The following is a 16,321-nucleotide window of genomic DNA, read 5'->3' as shown; positions in this document are numbered from 1 at the left end:
GCCAAGAAAACTACGCCACCGCCCTGCTTGTCAAGTGCTGCGCTGCAAAAGATGGCGGCACGTAAACCGCTGCGATCGTCGGCCAAAAAGTTGCGAATGACACCATCCAGACAGCACAACGCCTGCCCTACCCCACATGCTCGGCCACCGCCGCGGGCGGCCGATGCGCGTGCGCGCACATCAGCACGGCCGACACCAGGCAGACGATGGCAACCGTCTCCATCAGCGTCGGCCAGCGCTGCTGCCAGGCAAAGCCGTACAACAGCGCGAACAGCGTTTCGAAAACAATCATCTGGCCGGTCAGGGTCAGCGGCAGGTTGCGGCTGGCCCGGTTCCAGCACGCGTTGCCGAGCACCGAGGCGACTACCGCCACACCCGCACTGATCAGCCAGAAATTGAGCCACTCGCCCGGCGGATGCACGGTCGCGCTGGTCAGGAACGCACTCGGCACCAGCACCAGCGCGAGCGCGCCGGTGGTGATGCCGGTCAGCAGCGACCAGTCATGGCCGGACAGATCCGGGCGGCGTGCCAGCCAGCGACTGTTGCCGATGGAGTACACCGCCCAGGACAAGAGTGCACCGACCGCGCACAGCAGCCCGAGCAAGCGGCGCCCGGCCGAGCCCTGCGCGTGTTCGGCCATCAAGGCCTCATAGCCCACCAGGGCGACCCCGAGCAGGCACAGCAGCAGCGCCGGTGCCAGTCGCCGCAGTGGCACCGCCCCCTCCTCGCGTACACCCGCCAGGGTCACCACGACCGGGATCAACCCCACGATCAGCGAGGCGGCCGCACCACCGGCCCACTGCACGGCATTGGCCAGCAGCAGGAAGTACACCAGGTTGCCGGCCAGGCTCAGCCATAACAGGCCACGCCACTCAGGCCAGCCGAGCCGATCCTTGAGCTGGCGCCAGCGCGGTGCCAGCAGCACGACAGCAATCAGGCCGTAGACCAGATAGCGCCCCGCCGAGAGCTGCACCGCATTGAAGCTGTGCAGCATCGCCGGGGCCAGGAACACCACGCCCCATAGCGCGCCGGCGGCAACGCCGTTGGCGATGCCCACTCCCATCGATCGTTTCATTGCGGCTCACGCGGTATGCATTGGCCGCGCAGTGTAGAAGCCGCGCACCGCGACGTCTTGACCGAGGCTACTGCCTGCGGAAGGCCTGCGGGGTCAACCCGGTTTCCCGGCGCAGGGCACGGGTCAGCGCACTGTGTTCGGAGTATCCGGCATCCAGCGCGATCGTGGCGATGCTGTCGGTGCTGGTGAGCAGCCGGTGCTTGGCCCAGCGCAACCGGCAGGCACTCAGCCAGGCCTGCGGTGGCACCCCGAATTCCTGGACGAAGGCCGCGTGCAGGCGACTGCCGCTGATGCCGACCAGTGCCGCCATGCGGGCCACGTTCCAGTCCGCCCCCGGATTGGCCGAGAGCCGGGTGCACAGTGCTTGCAGGCGTGCCGCGCTGCCGGCAGGCGCGTATTGCTGAAGCAGGGTCGCCAGCAGATCGTCACTGCCGTGCGCGTGCGCACCGGCCAGGCGCTGGCGCAACCCCTTCGGCAATGCCAGCCAGCGTTGGCGACGCAGGTGCTCCAGGGTGTGGTCATCAATCACGCCCGCCGGGCAATCGACGATCAACATCAGGTGATCGCCATCGCCGGTCTGCGCATGTCCTTCCCCGGGTGCAACAAACGCCCCCTGCATGACATCCAGCCGACCGCCAAACGCATCGACCTCGAAATCCAGATCGCCGCGCAGCGGCAGGACCCATTGCGCAAAGTCATGCCGGTCCACATCGCTGGACGTTCCGTAACACCGCAGGTGGCAGGCGCTGGCGTGCATGCCGATAGTCTGCGCGCAGGGCGAAGGGCGCTGCAAGCTGCGCATCCGCGTACCATGGCAGCCGACCCGTACAACATGGAGCGTTCGCCGTGGCCTGCAGCATCGTCCCCTTGAGTGATCGCCCCGACCTGTTGCCGGTCATCGCCGCATGGTATTTCCAGGAATGGGGCAGCCATGTTGCTGGACTCACCCTGCTGGACGAGCAGCAACGGTTGGAGATCTTCCTCCAGGACGATGAGCTTCCCCTGCTGCTTGTGGCACTGGAGGGCGAGGTCCCCGTCGCTGCCGCGCAGCTCAAATTCCATGAGCGCACCGAACGGCCTGAGCGGCTGCACTGGCTGGGGGGCGTCTATGTCCACCCGGATCATCGCGGCCGCGGTCTGGCCGAGACGGTCATTGCGGAACTGCTGGCGCGCGGCAGGGCCCTCGGCGTGCGGGACATCTACCTGCAGACCGAAGCCGATGATGGCGGCCTGTATCGCCGGCTGGGTTGGGCGCCGCTGGAATCGCTGCAGCATGCCGCAGGCATGCCGGTCCGGATCATGGTCCGCAGCGTGGCCGCCGACCGCATCGACTGAACAGGCGGTCGCAGGACGTTGGATCGAGAATGAATGCGATGCCGTTGAACGGCGTCAGCGGAAGCGCACCGGCTGCGGCGCCGGGCGGTCGGCCAGCGATCCCAGGGTAAAGGTGTAGCCAGCCTCTTCCAGCAGCTTGCGCATGCGCAGTTCCGCACGCTTGGGATAGGCCAGTGAAGTCGGTGCGTGCAGCGCATAGGAGGTGGACTTGCCGGGCAGCGTTTCGCGCGTCACCGAGGACTGATTGGTCTCGCACGCGTTGGCCCACAGGTCCATCAGCACCTTCGGGCCGATGGATTGATTGTTGCTGAGACGAAGCGTCAGCCAACGCATGTGTTCCATGTCAAATCCAAGCGGCTCTTTGTCCCGAGTATGCACCAAATCCCCGGTGACCGTTCGCTGCCGTCTGGATGCGATTCCGCCTAGCGCTTGCCCCGTACAAACGAACAGCCCCGGCGGGGCCGGGGCTGTTCTGTGTACCGCTTCAGGGAGCAAGGCGGCGGCGACCGTGGGGAATCGCCGCCGCCTCGCAGGTCTGAAACTCAGTGCTTCATGGCGTGCTTGCGGTCGCGCATCACGGCATGGCATTCCTGCACCTGCGGCAGCAGACGCTGGACTTCCTGGCGCGCGGCCGGCGAGGTGTCGGCGTCGGTCAGGGTGTCCTTGAACGCCTTCAGCAGGCGATCTTCGGATTCTTCCAGCTCGGCCACGTAGCCGTACTGCTTGTCGCCCAGGGTGGCGCGCACTTTGCCGTAGAACTGCTGCATGGAACCGACGAAGGTGCCATGGTCGGCCGGCTTGCCACCGGCGGCGACGACGGTGGCGCTCAGCGAGCGGACGATCTCATTCTTGACACCGGCGATACGGGTGAAGAGCGCCGCCAACTCGGCATCTTCGACCTTGCCTGCGGCCTCGGTGTAGAACTCCTGGCCATCGCGGGCGATTTCGATCAGGTCGTTCAAGTTATGCGCGGTCTTCGATTCGGTATTCACTGCGATGTACTCCTGTTGGTCCGGTTTGACCCGTGTGTTGTTGTCGGGGTGAGTCGACTTTTCCGCATCGGCCATGAAGTCGGCGTGACACTCAAATCCCTGTGTTCAGCGACCTCAACGCGCTGCGCGATAGATGTGCACGGCGCGTCGTCGAGGCGCGAAATGCGTGTTACTTCCTTCAGCGCGCCAGCAACGAAATGGGGACGATGTCGCTCACCACATCGTCCGCCACGAAGCCCACACGCTGTTCCAGGCGGCGCAGGAAATCACTGAAACCATGCGGTGCACGCGCGTGCCGGCGTGCGCTGGTCATCACGCGTGGACTGGCGAGCCGCGCCACCCGCATGCCGGCCCCGTGCATCGCCTGGATGAGCGCGACGTCCTCACCCGTGGCCAGCGGCGCGAAGCCGCCGGACTGCCGATACGCCACCGCGCTGAAGCCCATGTTCGCGCCGTGTACGTGCGGGTGCCCGTCCACCGCATGCTCGCCCTGCAGGAACTGCTCGCGCACGGCCTGCGGGTAGTCCAACCAGTCGCCCACCGCCACCACGCCACAAAAAGCGCTCGCACCACACTGCAGCTGGCGCGCAAGCCAATCCGGCGGGACCACGCTGTCTGCGTCGGTGCAGCCGATCCAGCGCGCACCCAGCGCCAACGCGCGCTCACTCGCTGCCGCGCGCGCGACGCCCACACACCCGGCGTCCACGCTGACCATCTCTACGCCCATGCGCTGGCAGATCCAGGCCGTCGCATCACTGCAGCGATCCAGCGCCACCACGATTACCACGGGCTCATCGCGCAGGGCCGGATGCAGCGCCGCCACCTGCAGCGACTGCAGGCAGGCCGCGATCAATTGTTCCTCGTTGTGCGCGGGAAGGGTCACGGCGATCATCGCAGGCCCTCGCGCTCGGCCACGGAGGTGGTCTCGGCGGACCAGCCTTCCAGCAGCATGTCCTCGTCGCGGTACGAGAACAGGCGTGGCAGGCTGTCATCAAACTGCGCGTGTACGAACGCGGCGCTGCAGCGCGCCTGCTCGAACGGCACGCGCCAATGGCAGGCGATCACTACGCCCTGCGGCGTGAGCGATTGGACCACCTGCGCCGCCAGCTGACGCATATCGTCTTGTGAGAGGTAGTAACCCATTTCTCCGAGCACGATCAGATCGAACTCGCCTGCTGGCCAGTCCTGTGGATGACGGGCCTGCTCGATGGAGACGTGCGCGTGGCGTCCGGTGATCGCGCGCGCCGCAGCGACGGCGCCTTCGCTCAGATCAGTGGCGAGCACGTGATCGCAGCGCCCGGCCAAGGCCGCTGTCAGCACACCGTTGGAACAGCCCAGCTCCCAGCCACGGGCAAAGCGCTCGCGCGGCAGACTGGCCAAGGTGAGCGCACGCTTGCGCTGCTCATACCAGCGGGTGCGGTACTGGAAGGGATCCTCTTCCTCGTACAGCGCATTGAAATAGGCGACATCGCTCATCCGATCACTACCTCGTAGTTGCGTTCGAACCGCTGCAGCACCGCGGCAGGCAGAATGGGTTCGCACTCCAAGCCCTCCACCGCACCGGTCTGGGTCACAAATTGCTGGATCGCATCACGCTTGCTGTCCACCAGTGCGTCATCCAGCGCATAGCGCCTGGCCGAGGCCCAGGCCGTCGCTGCCGCCGCCGGATCCAGCCAATGCCAGCCCCACACCGGGTATTCCTTCACGTCGGCGCCACGCGCGGTGCCGGCCTGCACGCAGGCACGCGCGACTGCTTCATGGTCCGGATGTCCATCGAAGCGCCACGGTGCCAACACCAGATCCTCCGGCTGCAGCAGGCCCGCCAACTGCTCGCCAATCCATGCCTCGCTGGCTGTCACCGCGCCATCGCCGATGTGCCAGGCGATCCGCGCGGCACTCGCCAAGCCCAGACAACGCAGCGCGTCGTCCAGCTCAGCGGCACGGGCCACACGCAGCCGCTCGGGCGACCACGCAGGGTGATCGGGATAGCACGCCTCGCCGTCCGTCACGGAGACCACCGTGACGGGCAGCCCGGCCTGGTGCGCAAGCGCCATCAGGCCGCCACAGGCCAGCACTTCATCGTCCGGGTGCGGCGACACCACCACCAGCCGCCGCGCGTCGCCGAACAGCGTCGCAGCGGACCCAAACGGCAGTGTCTGCAACCACGGCGATGCTGCCCACTGCGCTTCGGTCACGCCGCCACCTTCAATCTGACGATTCACAGCGTCCACGTACGCCCCTCGCGGTGCATCAGGTTGCCAAGATGCTGCCAATCGCGGTCCGCGTGGCTCTGGCGGATGAAGACCGTCAGGTCGGCCCAGCGCAGCGCGTGTGCCGGGTCCATGCACATGGGGCCTGGCCCCAGCGCCCTGCCCACCCGATCCAGCGTCAGGGTGGCGGCGCGCTCCACCGCGCTGCGCGCCCGCACGATCTCGCGCTGATGGGGTTCGTCGGGCTGCGCATCGATCAGCGCGGCCAACTCGCGCAGCAGGGAGGCGCACGGCGACAGCGCCAGATCAATCTCACCGAGCAGGCCGGATGCCGTGCCCGGCTCATCGGCACGCGCGCTGCGCAGCAGCGGCTCGGCCATGGCACTGGCGCCGCCAAACCAACAGGCCGCGATACCCGCGCCACCATGCCAGAAGCCGGGGCGCTGCAGATAAGCGTCCGCCGCGCCGACCTCGACGGCCGGCACCTGGTCGAAGCGTGCCGTCCCACTCGGGACCCGCCCCATGCCCGTCGCTTGCCATGTCTGCGGCAGGAAACTCACGCTGGCGCGGCGCACCGGCACCAGGAACAGCCGCGAGCGGTCGTCGTCGCGCACCGTCACCAGCGCATGGTCAACCCAGCCGGCGCCAGAGCACCACGGCTTGTCGCCGGAGAGCGTGCCGCTGGCACGATCAAAGCGCAGGGTCGCCGCCGGCCCTTCGGCCGCCCATACCGCACCCAGTCGATCACTGTCCGGCATCGCGGCGCCAAGTTCTTCCAGGATTGCCTGCGCGTCGTAATGTGCTTCCAGCACCTTGGCCAGGCAGAGATCGCGCGCTGCGATATGCGCCAGCGCCTGCCAGCGCAGCAACGTATCCCCGCTGCCGGGAGGAGGCAACGAGGGTTGGTGCTCGATCCACGCGCGGGCCTGCGCCTGCAGGTCGTCACCATTGGTCACCGGATGTTGATGTGCAACCGGGGGTGCAGCGGGAGCCACAGCGTTCATGTCAGGGCGTCAGGATCACCTTGCGGCAATCCTCCTCTTTGCGGTCGAAGATCTCGTAGCCACGCACCGCGTCCTCCAGCGACAGCCGGTGGGTCACGATCACACCGGGATCCAGCCGGCCTTCGCCGATATGGTCGAGCAACTCCGGCATCAGCTTCTGCACATGGGTCTGGCCCATCTTGAAGGTCAGGCCCTTGTCGAATGCATCGCCGAGCAGGAATCCGTGGATGAAGCCGGCGTACACCCCGGGGATGCTGACCGTGCCGCCGCGACGCGTGGCCGCGATGCACTGGCGGATCGCCACGCCGCTGCTGCCCTCCACCTTGAGCGTGGTCAGCGCCGACTCCAGCGCACTGCCCTCCGCTTCGAACCCGACAGCCTCGATCGTGGCATCCACACCACGACCGTTGGTCTGGGTGATGATGTACTCCGCTGGATCTTCCACCTTGGTGAAATCGATCGGCGTCACGCCATAGGTCTGCTGCGCGAAGGCCAGGCGATACGGCAGGTGGTCGACCATGAAGATCGTTTCCGCACCGAGCAGGCGGCAGCACGCCGCACTCATCAGCCCGACCGGACCAGCACCGAAGATCGCCACCGTGGAGCCCGGTTTGACGCCTGCATTGATCGCGGCCTGGTAGCCGGTCGGCAGGATGTCGGACAGGAACAGCACCTGCTCGTCGGCCAGCGCGTCCGGAATGCGCAACGGCCCGACGTTGGCCTTGGGCACGCGCACGAACTCCGCCTGCCCACCCGATACACCGCCATACAGATGGCTGTAACCGAACAGTGCCGCCGGCGGGCGGATGCCTTTCTGATTTACTGCCGCGCCCTTGCCGGTGTTGGTGGTCTCGCAGGCGGCGAATTCGGTGAGCCGACAGTGGAAGCACTCGCCACATGCAATCACGAAGGGAATCACCACGCGGTCGCCCGGGCGCAGATCCATCACGCCCGCGCCCACTTCCTCCACCACCCCCATGAATTCGTGGCCCAGCACGTCCCCGTTGTGCATATCCGGGATCTTGCCGCGGTACAGATGCAGGTCAGAGCCACAGATCGCCGTGGCGGTGACGCGCAGAATGATGTCGTCCGGCGCGGCCAGCGCGGGATCCGGCACGGTGTCGACCCGTACGTCCTTGCTGCCGTGGTAGGTCAGTGCGCGCATAGCCAACTCCGTGTCCAAGTACCTCTGTGGTACGTGGTACGGCGTGGCCGTGTCGTGACCGCACTGTGTGCGGGGCCTTCATCCCGCCACGTTGCGGGCTGACAGTTCCGTCACGCGGGCCCCTGGCCCTTGCATGGCAGATAAATCATTCATTCTGTCGCCGCCGTATCGAGTGCGCTGCCCTTACTCGACCGTGGGCGCAGAGGGCGTTTCCGGATCCGGCGGCAGCTCCTGTGGCGGCGATGCGGGCGCGGGATCACCCTCTGGCGGGACTTCCTGCGGCGGCTCCTGCGCCGGCGGATCGCCACGGCCGGGTTCTTCCACCGGCGGCGCGGGTGGCATGGGGTCCGGGGTCGGGTCCGGCACCTGCGCGATCACGGCACCGCGTGGGGGCATCGCTTCACTGTCCAGTGGCATGTACATCGCACGTTTTCCTGTTGTCGGGCGGCCTTCAACGCTACGCGGCGTACCGTCAACATCCAGCGAGGGCGAGACTGACCGACGGACGCTCCCGCTCAGTCATCGCCTTCGGCGCGGCGCTTGTTCACCGTGATCTCGCCGGAGGTTTCCAGCACCGCCAGCTCGACCTGCCCGAAGCCCTCACAGCCGTTGGCCCGCATCGCCACCTCCAGATCCGCGGGGCTGACGTTGCAGCGTTTGACCTGCTCCCAGTAGATCGTGCCGTGCCGCGCCAGCACCACCGGCACGCCCTCGACGATCTCATTGAGGCGCTTGCTGCGCGCCCCCAGAAAGCCGACGAACCAGTTCAGGCCGATCAGGGTGGCCGCCAGAATGAGACCGCCCGGCAACGAGGTGTCCTCACCGATCAACGAATTCTGCACGGCTGTGCCCAGCAGCACGATCACCAGGATGTCGAACGGCGTGGATTGGCCCATGGACCGCTTGCCGCTCATCCGGGTCAGCACCAGCACCACCAAATACACCGCGACCGCGCGGAACACGAACTCCCACCATTCCATCCCCAACTCGAACATCTCATGCATCGCGGCAGCCTCCGTGTGGCGAGGTCTGGACGATAGGAACTCCCAGGTGAAGCCGGTGGGAGCACCCGCCCTTCACGGCCCCCCCGCCCGTTCGTAACAGCGGCAGGGCTAGCGTCGAGTCATTACCGCACCGCCCGTTCGCGCAGGAGACACGCCATGCAGCATGACAAGACCCCGCCCGCCTCCGCCGAAGACGCCCACGCCACGCACAACTGCCCGCCGGCGGAAGGCACCCTCGACAAGGAGCGCACGTCGGAGAACCACGATGAGGCGCTGGAAGAGACCTTCCCGGCCAGTGACCCGATTTCCCCGTTCGTCGCGGCCAAGCCACCAAAGGACGACAAGGACCCGAATGATCCGGATGCGGAGCACCTGAAGACCGAGAACGAGGGCTACAACCAGCACGGACACGGCAAGGGAGGCAAAGCCGGTGAAGGTGAGCCGGACGGCGTGCGCGAGGACGACGGCATTACCCAGCCAAACTTCGGCCAGCACGGCACGGCCGGCAAACAGACGCTGGATCGCCAATCAGACGAGGAAATGTCATGACTACTGCGCCGCGAGCACCTGCTACCAAAGAAGATGACCAGCAGAAGAGCCATACCCCGGACAAGCTCAGGAACGATGACGCCCGGTGGAAGGACAGGGACATGCCAGAGGCGGAGCACGGGGCGACGCCTGAGGATTATGAGCGACCGCCAGCAACGTAGTTTGCGCGGCGCCTCCCCAGCTGGGCTGCCGATATGCTCTGGAAGGATGTCCGGCTGCAGAACCAGCCTGTTTGCCTGTATCCTTGCAGGCCGTTTTGGCCCCGTAGCTCAGCTGGATAGAGCGTCCCCCTCCTAAGGGGAAGGTCGCCCGTTCGAATCGGGCCGGGGTCACCAACATCGGATGCTTTCGCGCCATTGCCTGCCGGGTGGATTACTGCCGCCGCGGGATGTGCCGAGTTGTGCGCTGCATCGCCAGATGAGGCATTGCGCCCCTCTGTTACCATTCGGGGCTGAGCTTGCCGCCCCCCACCCTGCCAGCGGCCAGCGCCTTACAAACGCAACGCAACAGGAGTTTGCATGTCCTCTGACCTGCTCAAGGCCCTCGGCCTCGACGCGACCAACGCTGGCACCTACCTTGGCAACGGCGAGTGGTCTTCGGCCACCGATGCCGGTGTGATCACCCCGGTGAACCCGACCACCGGCGAAGCCATCGCCCAGGTCTACGCGACCACCGACGCCGACTACGAAACCATCGTGGCCCGCGCCCAGGAGGCCTTCAAGGTCTGGCGCACCACCCCGGCCCCGCGCCGTGGCGAAGCCGTGCGCCTGTGTGGCGAAGCCCTGCGCGCCAACAAGGACGCCCTGGGCTCCCTGGTCGCGCTGGAAATGGGCAAGAGCAAGCCCGAGGGCGATGGCGAAGTGCAGGAGATGATCGACATCGCCGATTTCGCCGTGGGCCAGAGCCGCATGCTCTACGGCTACACGATGCATTCCGAGCGCCCGGGCCACCGCATGTATGAGCAGTACCAGCCGCTGGGCCTGGTCGGCATCATCAGTGCGTTCAATTTCCCGGTCGCGGTGTGGGCCTGGAACTCGTTCCTGGCCACGATCTGCGGCGATATCTGCCTGTGGAAGCCGTCCAACAAGACCCCGCTGACCGCGATCGCCTCCATGCGCATCTGCAATGAAGCGCTGCGCGACGGCGGGTTCCCGGACCTGTTCTTCCTGATCAACGATGCCGGCACCGAGCTGTCGCAGAAGATGGTGGCCGACAAGCGCGTGCCGCTGATCAGCTTCACCGGCTCGACCCAGGTCGGCCGCCAGGTCGCCGAGAAGGTCGCGCACCGCCTGGGCCGCTGCCTGCTGGAACTGGGCGGCAACAACGCCATCATCCTGGATGAAACCGCTGATCTGAAGCTGGCGATCCCGGGCATCGTGTTCGGCGCCGTCGGTACCGCCGGCCAGCGCTGCACCACCACGCGCCGCCTGATCGTGCACGAATCCATCCATGACGACGTGCTGGCCACGCTGATCAAGGCGTACAAGCAGGTGGAAGGCAAGATCGGCGATCCGACCGACCCGGCCAACCTGATGGGCCCGCTCAACAGCGACGGCGCCGTGCAGCAGTTCCTGGCCTCGATCGAGAAGGCCAAGGCCAGCGGCGGCACCGTGCAGACCGGTGGCACCCGCCTCGACCGCGCCGGCAACTTCGTGCTGCCGGCCATCGTGACCGGCCTGAAGAACAGCGATGAGGTCGTCCAGCACGAGACCTTCGCCCCGATCCTGTACGTGATGAAGTACAGCACGCTGGACGAAGCGATCGACATGCAGAACGGCGTGCCGCAGGGCCTGTCCTCGTCGATCTTCACCACCAACCTGAAGACCGCCGAGCGTTTCCTCTCGGCCGCCGGTTCGGATTGCGGCATCGCCAACATCAACATCGGCACCTCGGGTGCGGAGATCGGTGGTGCGTTCGGTGGCGAGAAGGACACCGGCGGTGGCCGTGAGTCCGGCTCGGATGCCTGGAAGGTCTATATGCGCCGCCAGACCAACACCATCAACTACTCCGATTCGCTGCCGCTGGCCCAGGGCATCAAGTTCGACCTGTGATGGATCCCGCGCCCCACCTGCCGGCCGGCCCGCGCCTGGCGTTCACCGGGCGCCGAGTGCTGATTGCCGGTGGCAGCAAGGGCATCGGGCGCGCGATGGCGCTGGCGTTTGCTTCGGCAGGCGCCCGCGTCTCGGTCTGCGCACGCGGTGAGGCCGGTCTGGCCGCGCTGCGTGCGGATGCCGGGGCGCTCGGCTTGGCCGTGCACACGGCCAGTGCCGACCTCTCCCAGCTGGACGACATCGGCCGCTGGCTGGCCGATGCCGCGCAGAAGCTGGGCGGCATCGACGTGCTGGTCAACAACGCGACCGGCTACGGCATGGCCGACGACGAGGCGGGCTGGGAAGCCAGTTTGAACGTCGACCTGATGGCCGCGGTGCGGGCTTCGCGGCTGGCCCTGCCTTGGCTGCAGCAGTCCAGTGATGCCTGCATTCTCCATCTGGCCTCGATCGCTGCCCAGCAGCCGCGCCCGGGTGGCGCGCCGTATGCGGCCGCCAAGGCTGCGCTGATGCACTACACCACCTCGCAGGCCCTGGCCCTGGCGCCGCAGCGGATCCGCGTCAATGCCATTGCCCCGGGCTCGATCGAGTTCGAGGATGGCTTGTGGGCGCGCCGGCGCGAGCAGGACCCGGAGCTGTATCGAAACACCCTGGCGAAGATCCCGTTCGGCCGCTTCGGCGAGCCGTCGGCCATCGCCAACGCCGCGCTGTTCCTGTGCTCGCCGCTGGCGGGCTGGATCACCGGGCACACCTTGAATGTGGATGGTGGCCAGGTCCTGATGGGATAAACCCGCCGCTGGCCCTATCATCGAACCACCCCACCGCGACCAGGACCTGCATGAGCCTTCCGCCCCGACAAACCAGTGCCATGGCCGTGGTCAGCCTGATCATGGGCATCCTCGGCTGGACCGCCCTGCCCTTCATCGGCAGCATCGCGGCCATCGTCACCGGCCACCTGGCCCGCGCCGAGATCCGCCGCCGCCCGCTGGAGCTGGAAGGCGACGGCATGGCCCTGGCCGGCCTGATCCTGGGCTGGATCATCGTGATCGGCAGCCTGCTCGCGCTGGTGGTGATTCTGTTGTTCTTCGGCGGACTGGCCTGGTTTGCCGCTTCCCAATCGTGAGGTGCACATGAGCCGCTCGGATTCGACCGAACGCTTCAGCAGTCGGGTTGCCGACTACGTCCGCTACCGTCCCGACTATCCCCCGGCGCTGCTGGACTGGCTGCACCAGGACATCGGTGTTCCTACCGAGACCCTGGTCGCCGACATCGGCGCCGGCACCGGCATTTCCACCCGGCTGTTCCTGGCCGCGGGCCACCCGGTCATCGCGGTGGAGCCGAACGCGGCGATGCGCGAGGCCGCCGAGCAGTTGCTCGCGCCGGACTATCTGCGCCTGAAGGTTGCCGACGGCACCGCCGAAGCGACCGGCCTGGCCGACAACAGCGTGGGTCTGGTTGCTGCGGCGCAGGCCTTCCACTGGTTTGACACCGCTGCGGTGCGCCACGAATGGGCGCGGATCCTGCAGCCCGAGGGCATGGCCCTGGTGTTCTGGAACTCGCGCCTGCTCGATGCCTCCCCGTTCCTGATCGGCTACGAACAGTTGCTGCTGGAATTCGGCACCGACTACACCGAGGTGGCCGAGCGCTACCAGGACGATGACACCATGCGCGCGTGGTTCGGCGACGGCCTGCGCGGCATGGCCCGGTTGCCGAACGTGCAGCGCATGGACCTGGATGGCCTGCGTGGCCGCCTGCTCTCCTCCTCGTATGCCCCGCAGGCCGGTCACCCGCGCCACGCGCCGATGCTGGCCGCGCTGCAACAGCTGTTCGACGCCCACGCGGTGGACGGCCAGATCGCTTTTGAATACCAAACCCGTGCCTTTGTCGGCACGCTGGACTGATTGAACGCCATGTACTCGTTTGCCCGCCCCTTCCTGTTCGCCCTTGATGCAGAACGCGCCCACGGCCTTGGCCTGAGCGCGCTGGATCTGGCCTATCGCACCGGCACCACGCCGCTGATGGGCCGCCGCATCGACCCGCTGCCGACCAACGCGTTCGGAGTGAATTTCCCGAATCCGGTGGGCCTGGCCGCCGGCCTGGACAAGAACGGCGAGCACATCGATGCGCTGCTGGCGCTGGGCTTTGGCTTCGTGGAGATCGGCACGATCACCCCGCGCCCGCAGGCGGGCAACCCGAAGCCGCGTCTGTTCCGGCTGCCGGACCACCAGGCCATCATCAACCGCATGGGCTTCAACAACCTGGGCGTGGATGCGCTGGTGCGCAATGTCGAGCGTGCCAAGCGCCGCACCGGCCTGCTCGGCATCAACATCGGCAAGAACAAGGACACCCCCAACGAGCAGGCGTTCGACGATTACCAGCACTGCCTGCAGAAGGTGTATCCGCTGGCCGACTACATCACCGTCAACATCTCCTCGCCGAACACCGCCGGCCTGCGCGAACTGCAGGAAGAGACCGCGCTGCGCCAGCTGATTTCGCAGCTGCGCGAGAGCCAGGAAAGCCTGGCCGCCAAGCACGGCAAGCGGGTGCCGATGCTGGTCAAGGTCGCTCCGGACCTGAGCGACCGCGATATCGACGCCGCCGCGCGCGTGCTCGGTGAGCTCAAGGTGGACGGCGTGATCGCCACCAATACCACCATCGACCGCAGTGCCGTGGCTGGTGACCCGCGTGCGAATGAAGCCGGCGGCTTGTCCGGCGCGCCGTTGCTGGGCCAGTCGACCCTGGTGCTGCGCCGCCTGCGTGCGCGTCTGCCCGAGTCGATGCCGCTCATTGGCGTCGGCGGTATTCAATCCGGCGCGGATGCGGTGGCCAAAATGGCGGCCGGCGCCGCGCTGGTGCAATGCTACAGCGGCCTGATCTTCCGTGGCCCGGAGCTGGTGCACGAGTGCGTGGAGGCGATCCGCCGCCGCAGAGAGGCGCCGAGCCGCGGCGCGGTGGCACCGCTGTGAACGACGCCATGACTGCCTGGGCCATCACTGAAAACGCCTCGCTGAAGGCGCTCAACACCTTCCACGTCGACGCCACCGCTGCGCAGCTGCTGGAGGTGTTCGATCCTTCCGTGCTGCCGGAGGTGCTGGCGTTGCCGCGCGTCGCCGACCAGCCGCTGCTGGTGCTCGGCAGCGGCAGCAACGTGCTGATCGCCGACAACGTGGAAGGCACCGTGCTGGTGTTCGCCAACCGCGGCATCGAGATTCTGGAGCACCGCGCCGACCACACCATCGTGCGTGCCGGTGCCGGCGTGAACTGGCATGGCCTGGTGATGTGGTCGCTGCAGAACGGTTTGTCCGGGCTGGAAAACCTGGCCTTGATCCCCGGCACCGCCGGCGCCTCGCCGATCCAGAACATCGGCGCCTATGGCGCGCAGGTCGGTGAGTTCATCCAGGCCGTGGATGCCTGGGACCGACACGAAAACGACTGGGTGCGCTTCGATGCCGAAGGCTGCCAGTTCGCCTACCGCGACAGCATCTTCAAGCACGACCCGGACCGTTACCTGATCACTGCGATCGAGCTGCGCCTGCCGCTGCTGCATGGCCTGCGCCTGGGCTATGCCGGGATCGCCGAGGAAATGGAGGCGATGGGGGTGGAACTGCCGGTGGCCGCCGATGTAGCCAACGCGGTGATCAACATCCGCCGCCGCAAGCTGCCCGATCCGGAGGTGCTGGGCAATGCGGGCAGCTTCTTCAAGAACCCGATCCTGCCCTTGGAGCAGGTGGAGGTGCTGCTGCAGCACTTCCCCGAGCTGCCGGTGTTCCCGGCCGACGACGACAGTCGCCGCAAGATCTCCGCGGCCTGGATGATCGAAAGCTGCGGTTGGAAGGGCTACCGCGATGGCGATGCCGGCGTGGCGCCGAGCCATGCGCTGGTGCTGGTCAACCACGGCCAGGCCACCGGTGAAGAACTGCTCGCGCTGGCGCGGCGGATCTCCGCCTCGGTCCTGGAGAAGTTCGGCGTGCCGATTGAACCGGAGCCCAGGCTGATCGGCGCACAGTGGTGAACCCCGCCCCCGCGTTACCGGTGGCCACTCCGTTGCGGGCCGCCCTGCTGATGCTCGGCAGTACCTTGGCCTTCGGCCTGATGGCGATCGCGATCCGCTACGCCACCCGCTACGTGCCGACACAGGAAGTGGCGTTCTTCCGCAACGCCTTCGGCCTGCTGGCGCTGCTGCCGATGCTGATCCGCCCGGGCAGCGCACCGCTGAAGACACAGCAGCTGCCGCGCTACTTCCTGCGCAGTGCGATCGGGCTGGCCTCGATGCTGTGCGCGTTCTGGGCGATCGGGCATCTGCCGATCTCCCAGGCGATCTCGCTCTCCTACTCCACGCCGCTGTTCGTCACCATCGCCGCCGTGCTGTGGCTGGGCGAAACGGTGCGCATGCGCCGCTGGGCGGCGGTGATCATCGGCTTCATCGGCGTGCTGATCATCGTGCGCCCGGGCTCGACCAGCTTCACCCCCGGTACCCTGGTGGCCGTGGGCGCCGCGGTGCTGAGCTCGCTGGTGGCGATCCAGATCAAGCAGCTCACCCGCGTGGACAGCGCCGATACCGTGGTGTTTTACACCTATGTGTTCTGGGTGCCGCTGTCGCTGGTGCCCGCGCTGTTCGTGTGGGTCTGGCCGACCGGCCTTGCGTGGGTCTGGCTGGTGGCGACCGGTGTGCTCGGCACGCTGGGCCAGCTGCTGTGGACGCGCGCCCTGCGCTTGGGCGAGGTCTCGGCGTTGACCCCGATCAGCTTCATGCAGCTGCCGCTGGTGAGCGTGCTGGGCTGGCTGCTGTTCAATGAGGCGCTGGACCGCTGGACCGTGATCGGCGCCGGCATCATCCTCGGCGCCAATGCCTACATCGCCCACCGCGAAGCGGTACTGGCACGGCGGGCGAAGTCGCAGGCCGTCACCTCGGCCGCCAAGCCGGGGGAATAGACCCCGG

The 16,321-nt window shown here is 67.0% G+C and carries 20 protein-coding genes and 1 tRNA gene; 10 read left to right on the top strand and 11 right to left on the bottom strand.

The genetic code is table 11. From position 1 onward, the window contains the following. Positions 1-127 precede the first annotated feature (127 nt). Together ACWV8V_RS04485 and ACWV8V_RS04480 are read right to left on the bottom strand one after the other, a co-directional pair. Positions 128-1,075 (bottom strand): DMT family transporter, encoded by a 948-nt coding sequence (locus ACWV8V_RS04485; protein ID WP_455899039.1) that lies wholly within the window; start codon positions 1,073-1,075, stop codon positions 128-130. Between the two features lie 67 nt (positions 1,076-1,142). Next, complete coding sequence (locus tag ACWV8V_RS04480; RefSeq protein ID WP_455899038.1) at positions 1,143-1,832, bottom strand: helix-turn-helix domain-containing protein; 690 nt, start codon at positions 1,830-1,832, stop codon at positions 1,143-1,145. A 110-nt stretch (positions 1,833-1,942) separates the two neighbouring features. Here ACWV8V_RS04480 and ACWV8V_RS04475 point away from each other — a divergent pair, with 110 nt between their 5' ends. Further along, complete coding sequence (locus tag ACWV8V_RS04475; RefSeq protein ID WP_259261026.1) at positions 1,943-2,410, top strand: GNAT family N-acetyltransferase; 468 nt, start codon at positions 1,943-1,945, stop codon at positions 2,408-2,410. Between the two features lie 54 nt (positions 2,411-2,464). Here ACWV8V_RS04475 and ACWV8V_RS04470 read toward each other — a convergent pair whose 3' ends face one another. The 9 genes from ACWV8V_RS04470 to ACWV8V_RS04430 form a co-directional block, all read right to left on the bottom strand. Beyond that, on the bottom strand, positions 2,465-2,752 hold the full coding sequence (locus tag ACWV8V_RS04470) for a hypothetical protein (protein WP_046272599.1): 288 nt from the start codon (positions 2,750-2,752) through the stop codon (positions 2,465-2,467). A gap of 200 nt (positions 2,753-2,952) precedes the next feature. Next, positions 2,953-3,402, bottom strand: coding sequence for a PA2169 family four-helix-bundle protein (locus ACWV8V_RS04465; RefSeq protein WP_019183020.1), 450 nt, complete (start codon positions 3,400-3,402; stop codon positions 2,953-2,955). 178 nt (positions 3,403-3,580) lie between these two features. Then, on the bottom strand, positions 3,581-4,294 hold the full coding sequence (locus ACWV8V_RS04460) for a glycosyltransferase (RefSeq protein WP_455899037.1): 714 nt from the start codon (positions 4,292-4,294) through the stop codon (positions 3,581-3,583). After that, positions 4,291-4,878, bottom strand: a complete 588-nt coding sequence (locus ACWV8V_RS04455; protein ID WP_455899036.1) for a class I SAM-dependent DNA methyltransferase — start codon at positions 4,876-4,878, stop codon at positions 4,291-4,293. Before ACWV8V_RS04455 ends, ACWV8V_RS04460 begins: the two co-directional genes overlap by 4 nt. After that, the gene (locus tag ACWV8V_RS04450; RefSeq protein ID WP_455899035.1) at positions 4,875-5,624 is read right to left on the bottom strand and encodes a PIG-L deacetylase family protein; all 750 of its coding nucleotides are present in this window, start codon (positions 5,622-5,624) and stop codon (positions 4,875-4,877) included. Before ACWV8V_RS04450 ends, ACWV8V_RS04455 begins: the two co-directional genes overlap by 4 nt. Further along, positions 5,621-6,616: an acyl-CoA dehydrogenase gene (locus ACWV8V_RS04445; protein WP_455899034.1), complete on the bottom strand. Its 996-nt coding sequence runs from the start codon at positions 6,614-6,616 to the stop codon at positions 5,621-5,623. Before ACWV8V_RS04445 ends, ACWV8V_RS04450 begins: the two co-directional genes overlap by 4 nt. Position 6,617: 1 nt before the next feature. Then, positions 6,618-7,781, bottom strand: coding sequence for a zinc-dependent alcohol dehydrogenase (locus ACWV8V_RS04440; protein ID WP_455899033.1), 1,164 nt, complete (start codon positions 7,779-7,781; stop codon positions 6,618-6,620). Positions 7,782-7,964: 183 nt separating this feature from the next. Beyond that, a complete protein-coding gene (locus ACWV8V_RS04435; RefSeq protein WP_259261034.1) occupies positions 7,965-8,204 on the bottom strand; it encodes a hypothetical protein in 240 nt (79 codons plus the stop codon). 92 nt (positions 8,205-8,296) lie between these two features. Further along, a complete protein-coding gene (locus tag ACWV8V_RS04430; protein WP_455899032.1) occupies positions 8,297-8,785 on the bottom strand; it encodes a DUF421 domain-containing protein in 489 nt (162 codons plus the stop codon). Positions 8,786-8,941: 156 nt separating this feature from the next. On the opposite strand from ACWV8V_RS04430, the gene ACWV8V_RS04425 reads away from it, so the two are divergent. The 9 genes from ACWV8V_RS04425 (at position 8,942) to ACWV8V_RS04385 (ending at position 16,314) form a co-directional block, all read left to right on the top strand. Then, positions 8,942-9,334 carry a hypothetical protein gene (locus ACWV8V_RS04425; RefSeq protein WP_455899031.1) on the top strand — a complete coding sequence of 131 codons (393 nt, stop codon included), beginning with the start codon at positions 8,942-8,944 and terminating at the stop codon, positions 9,332-9,334. 258 nt (positions 9,335-9,592) lie between these two features. Continuing rightward, positions 9,593-9,669 (top strand) — tRNA-Arg (locus tag ACWV8V_RS04420). Between the two features lie 183 nt (positions 9,670-9,852). Then, a complete protein-coding gene (gene amaB, locus ACWV8V_RS04415) occupies positions 9,853-11,385 on the top strand; it encodes an L-piperidine-6-carboxylate dehydrogenase (RefSeq protein ID WP_455899030.1) in 1,533 nt (510 codons plus the stop codon). Then, a complete protein-coding gene (locus ACWV8V_RS04410) occupies positions 11,385-12,170 on the top strand; it encodes an SDR family NAD(P)-dependent oxidoreductase (protein ID WP_455899029.1) in 786 nt (261 codons plus the stop codon). Before amaB ends, ACWV8V_RS04410 begins: the two co-directional genes overlap by 1 nt. A gap of 50 nt (positions 12,171-12,220) precedes the next feature. Then, complete coding sequence (locus ACWV8V_RS04405; protein ID WP_259261038.1) at positions 12,221-12,505, top strand: DUF4190 domain-containing protein; 285 nt, start codon at positions 12,221-12,223, stop codon at positions 12,503-12,505. A gap of 7 nt (positions 12,506-12,512) precedes the next feature. Beyond that, positions 12,513-13,283, top strand: a complete 771-nt coding sequence (locus ACWV8V_RS04400) for a class I SAM-dependent methyltransferase (protein ID WP_346468426.1) — start codon at positions 12,513-12,515, stop codon at positions 13,281-13,283. A gap of 9 nt (positions 13,284-13,292) precedes the next feature. Further along, positions 13,293-14,348, top strand: a complete 1,056-nt coding sequence (locus ACWV8V_RS04395; protein ID WP_455899028.1) for a quinone-dependent dihydroorotate dehydrogenase — start codon at positions 13,293-13,295, stop codon at positions 14,346-14,348. An 8-nt stretch (positions 14,349-14,356) separates the two neighbouring features. Continuing rightward, a complete protein-coding gene (gene murB, locus ACWV8V_RS04390; RefSeq protein ID WP_455899027.1) occupies positions 14,357-15,394 on the top strand; it encodes a UDP-N-acetylmuramate dehydrogenase in 1,038 nt (345 codons plus the stop codon). A gap of 32 nt (positions 15,395-15,426) precedes the next feature. Continuing rightward, positions 15,427-16,314, top strand: a complete 888-nt coding sequence (locus tag ACWV8V_RS04385; RefSeq protein WP_455899603.1) for a DMT family transporter — start codon at positions 15,427-15,429, stop codon at positions 16,312-16,314. Positions 16,315-16,321: the final 7 nt, after the last annotated feature.

It is taken from the genome of Stenotrophomonas sp. Ker107b, assembly GCF_053847245.1.
Note: the sequence above shows the minus strand (reverse complement) of the source record. Positions and strands in the feature narration are given on the sequence as shown.

What these genes read in the sequence shown, in the direction of transcription:
- ACWV8V_RS04485 (WP_455899039.1), bottom strand. Translation starts at nt 1,075, where the DNA reads ATGAAACGATCGATGGGAGTGGGCATCGCCAACGGCGTTGCCGCCGGC.
- ACWV8V_RS04480 (WP_455899038.1), bottom strand. Translation starts at nt 1,832, where the DNA reads ATGCACGCCAGCGCCTGCCACCTGCGGTGTTACGGAACGTCCAGCGAT.
- ACWV8V_RS04470 (WP_046272599.1), bottom strand. Translation starts at nt 2,752, where the DNA reads ATGGAACACATGCGTTGGCTGACGCTTCGTCTCAGCAACAATCAATCC.
- ACWV8V_RS04460 (WP_455899037.1), bottom strand. Translation starts at nt 4,294, where the DNA reads ATGATCGCCGTGACCCTTCCCGCGCACAACGAGGAACAATTGATCGCG.
- ACWV8V_RS04455 (WP_455899036.1), bottom strand. Translation starts at nt 4,878, where the DNA reads ATGAGCGATGTCGCCTATTTCAATGCGCTGTACGAGGAAGAGGATCCC.
- ACWV8V_RS04445 (WP_455899034.1), bottom strand. Translation starts at nt 6,616, where the DNA reads ATGAACGCTGTGGCTCCCGCTGCACCCCCGGTTGCACATCAACATCCG.
- ACWV8V_RS04440 (WP_455899033.1), bottom strand. Translation starts at nt 7,781, where the DNA reads ATGCGCGCACTGACCTACCACGGCAGCAAGGACGTACGGGTCGACACC.
- ACWV8V_RS04435 (WP_259261034.1), bottom strand. Translation starts at nt 8,204, where the DNA reads ATGTACATGCCACTGGACAGTGAAGCGATGCCCCCACGCGGTGCCGTG.
- ACWV8V_RS04430 (WP_455899032.1), bottom strand. Translation starts at nt 8,785, where the DNA reads ATGCATGAGATGTTCGAGTTGGGGATGGAATGGTGGGAGTTCGTGTTC.
- ACWV8V_RS04425 (WP_455899031.1), top strand. Translation starts at nt 8,942, where the DNA reads ATGCAGCATGACAAGACCCCGCCCGCCTCCGCCGAAGACGCCCACGCC.
- amaB (WP_455899030.1), top strand. Translation starts at nt 9,853, where the DNA reads ATGTCCTCTGACCTGCTCAAGGCCCTCGGCCTCGACGCGACCAACGCT.
- ACWV8V_RS04410 (WP_455899029.1), top strand. Translation starts at nt 11,385, where the DNA reads ATGGATCCCGCGCCCCACCTGCCGGCCGGCCCGCGCCTGGCGTTCACC.
- ACWV8V_RS04405 (WP_259261038.1), top strand. Translation starts at nt 12,221, where the DNA reads ATGAGCCTTCCGCCCCGACAAACCAGTGCCATGGCCGTGGTCAGCCTG.
- ACWV8V_RS04400 (WP_346468426.1), top strand. Translation starts at nt 12,513, where the DNA reads ATGAGCCGCTCGGATTCGACCGAACGCTTCAGCAGTCGGGTTGCCGAC.
- ACWV8V_RS04395 (WP_455899028.1), top strand. Translation starts at nt 13,293, where the DNA reads ATGTACTCGTTTGCCCGCCCCTTCCTGTTCGCCCTTGATGCAGAACGC.
- murB (WP_455899027.1), top strand. Translation starts at nt 14,357, where the DNA reads ATGACTGCCTGGGCCATCACTGAAAACGCCTCGCTGAAGGCGCTCAAC.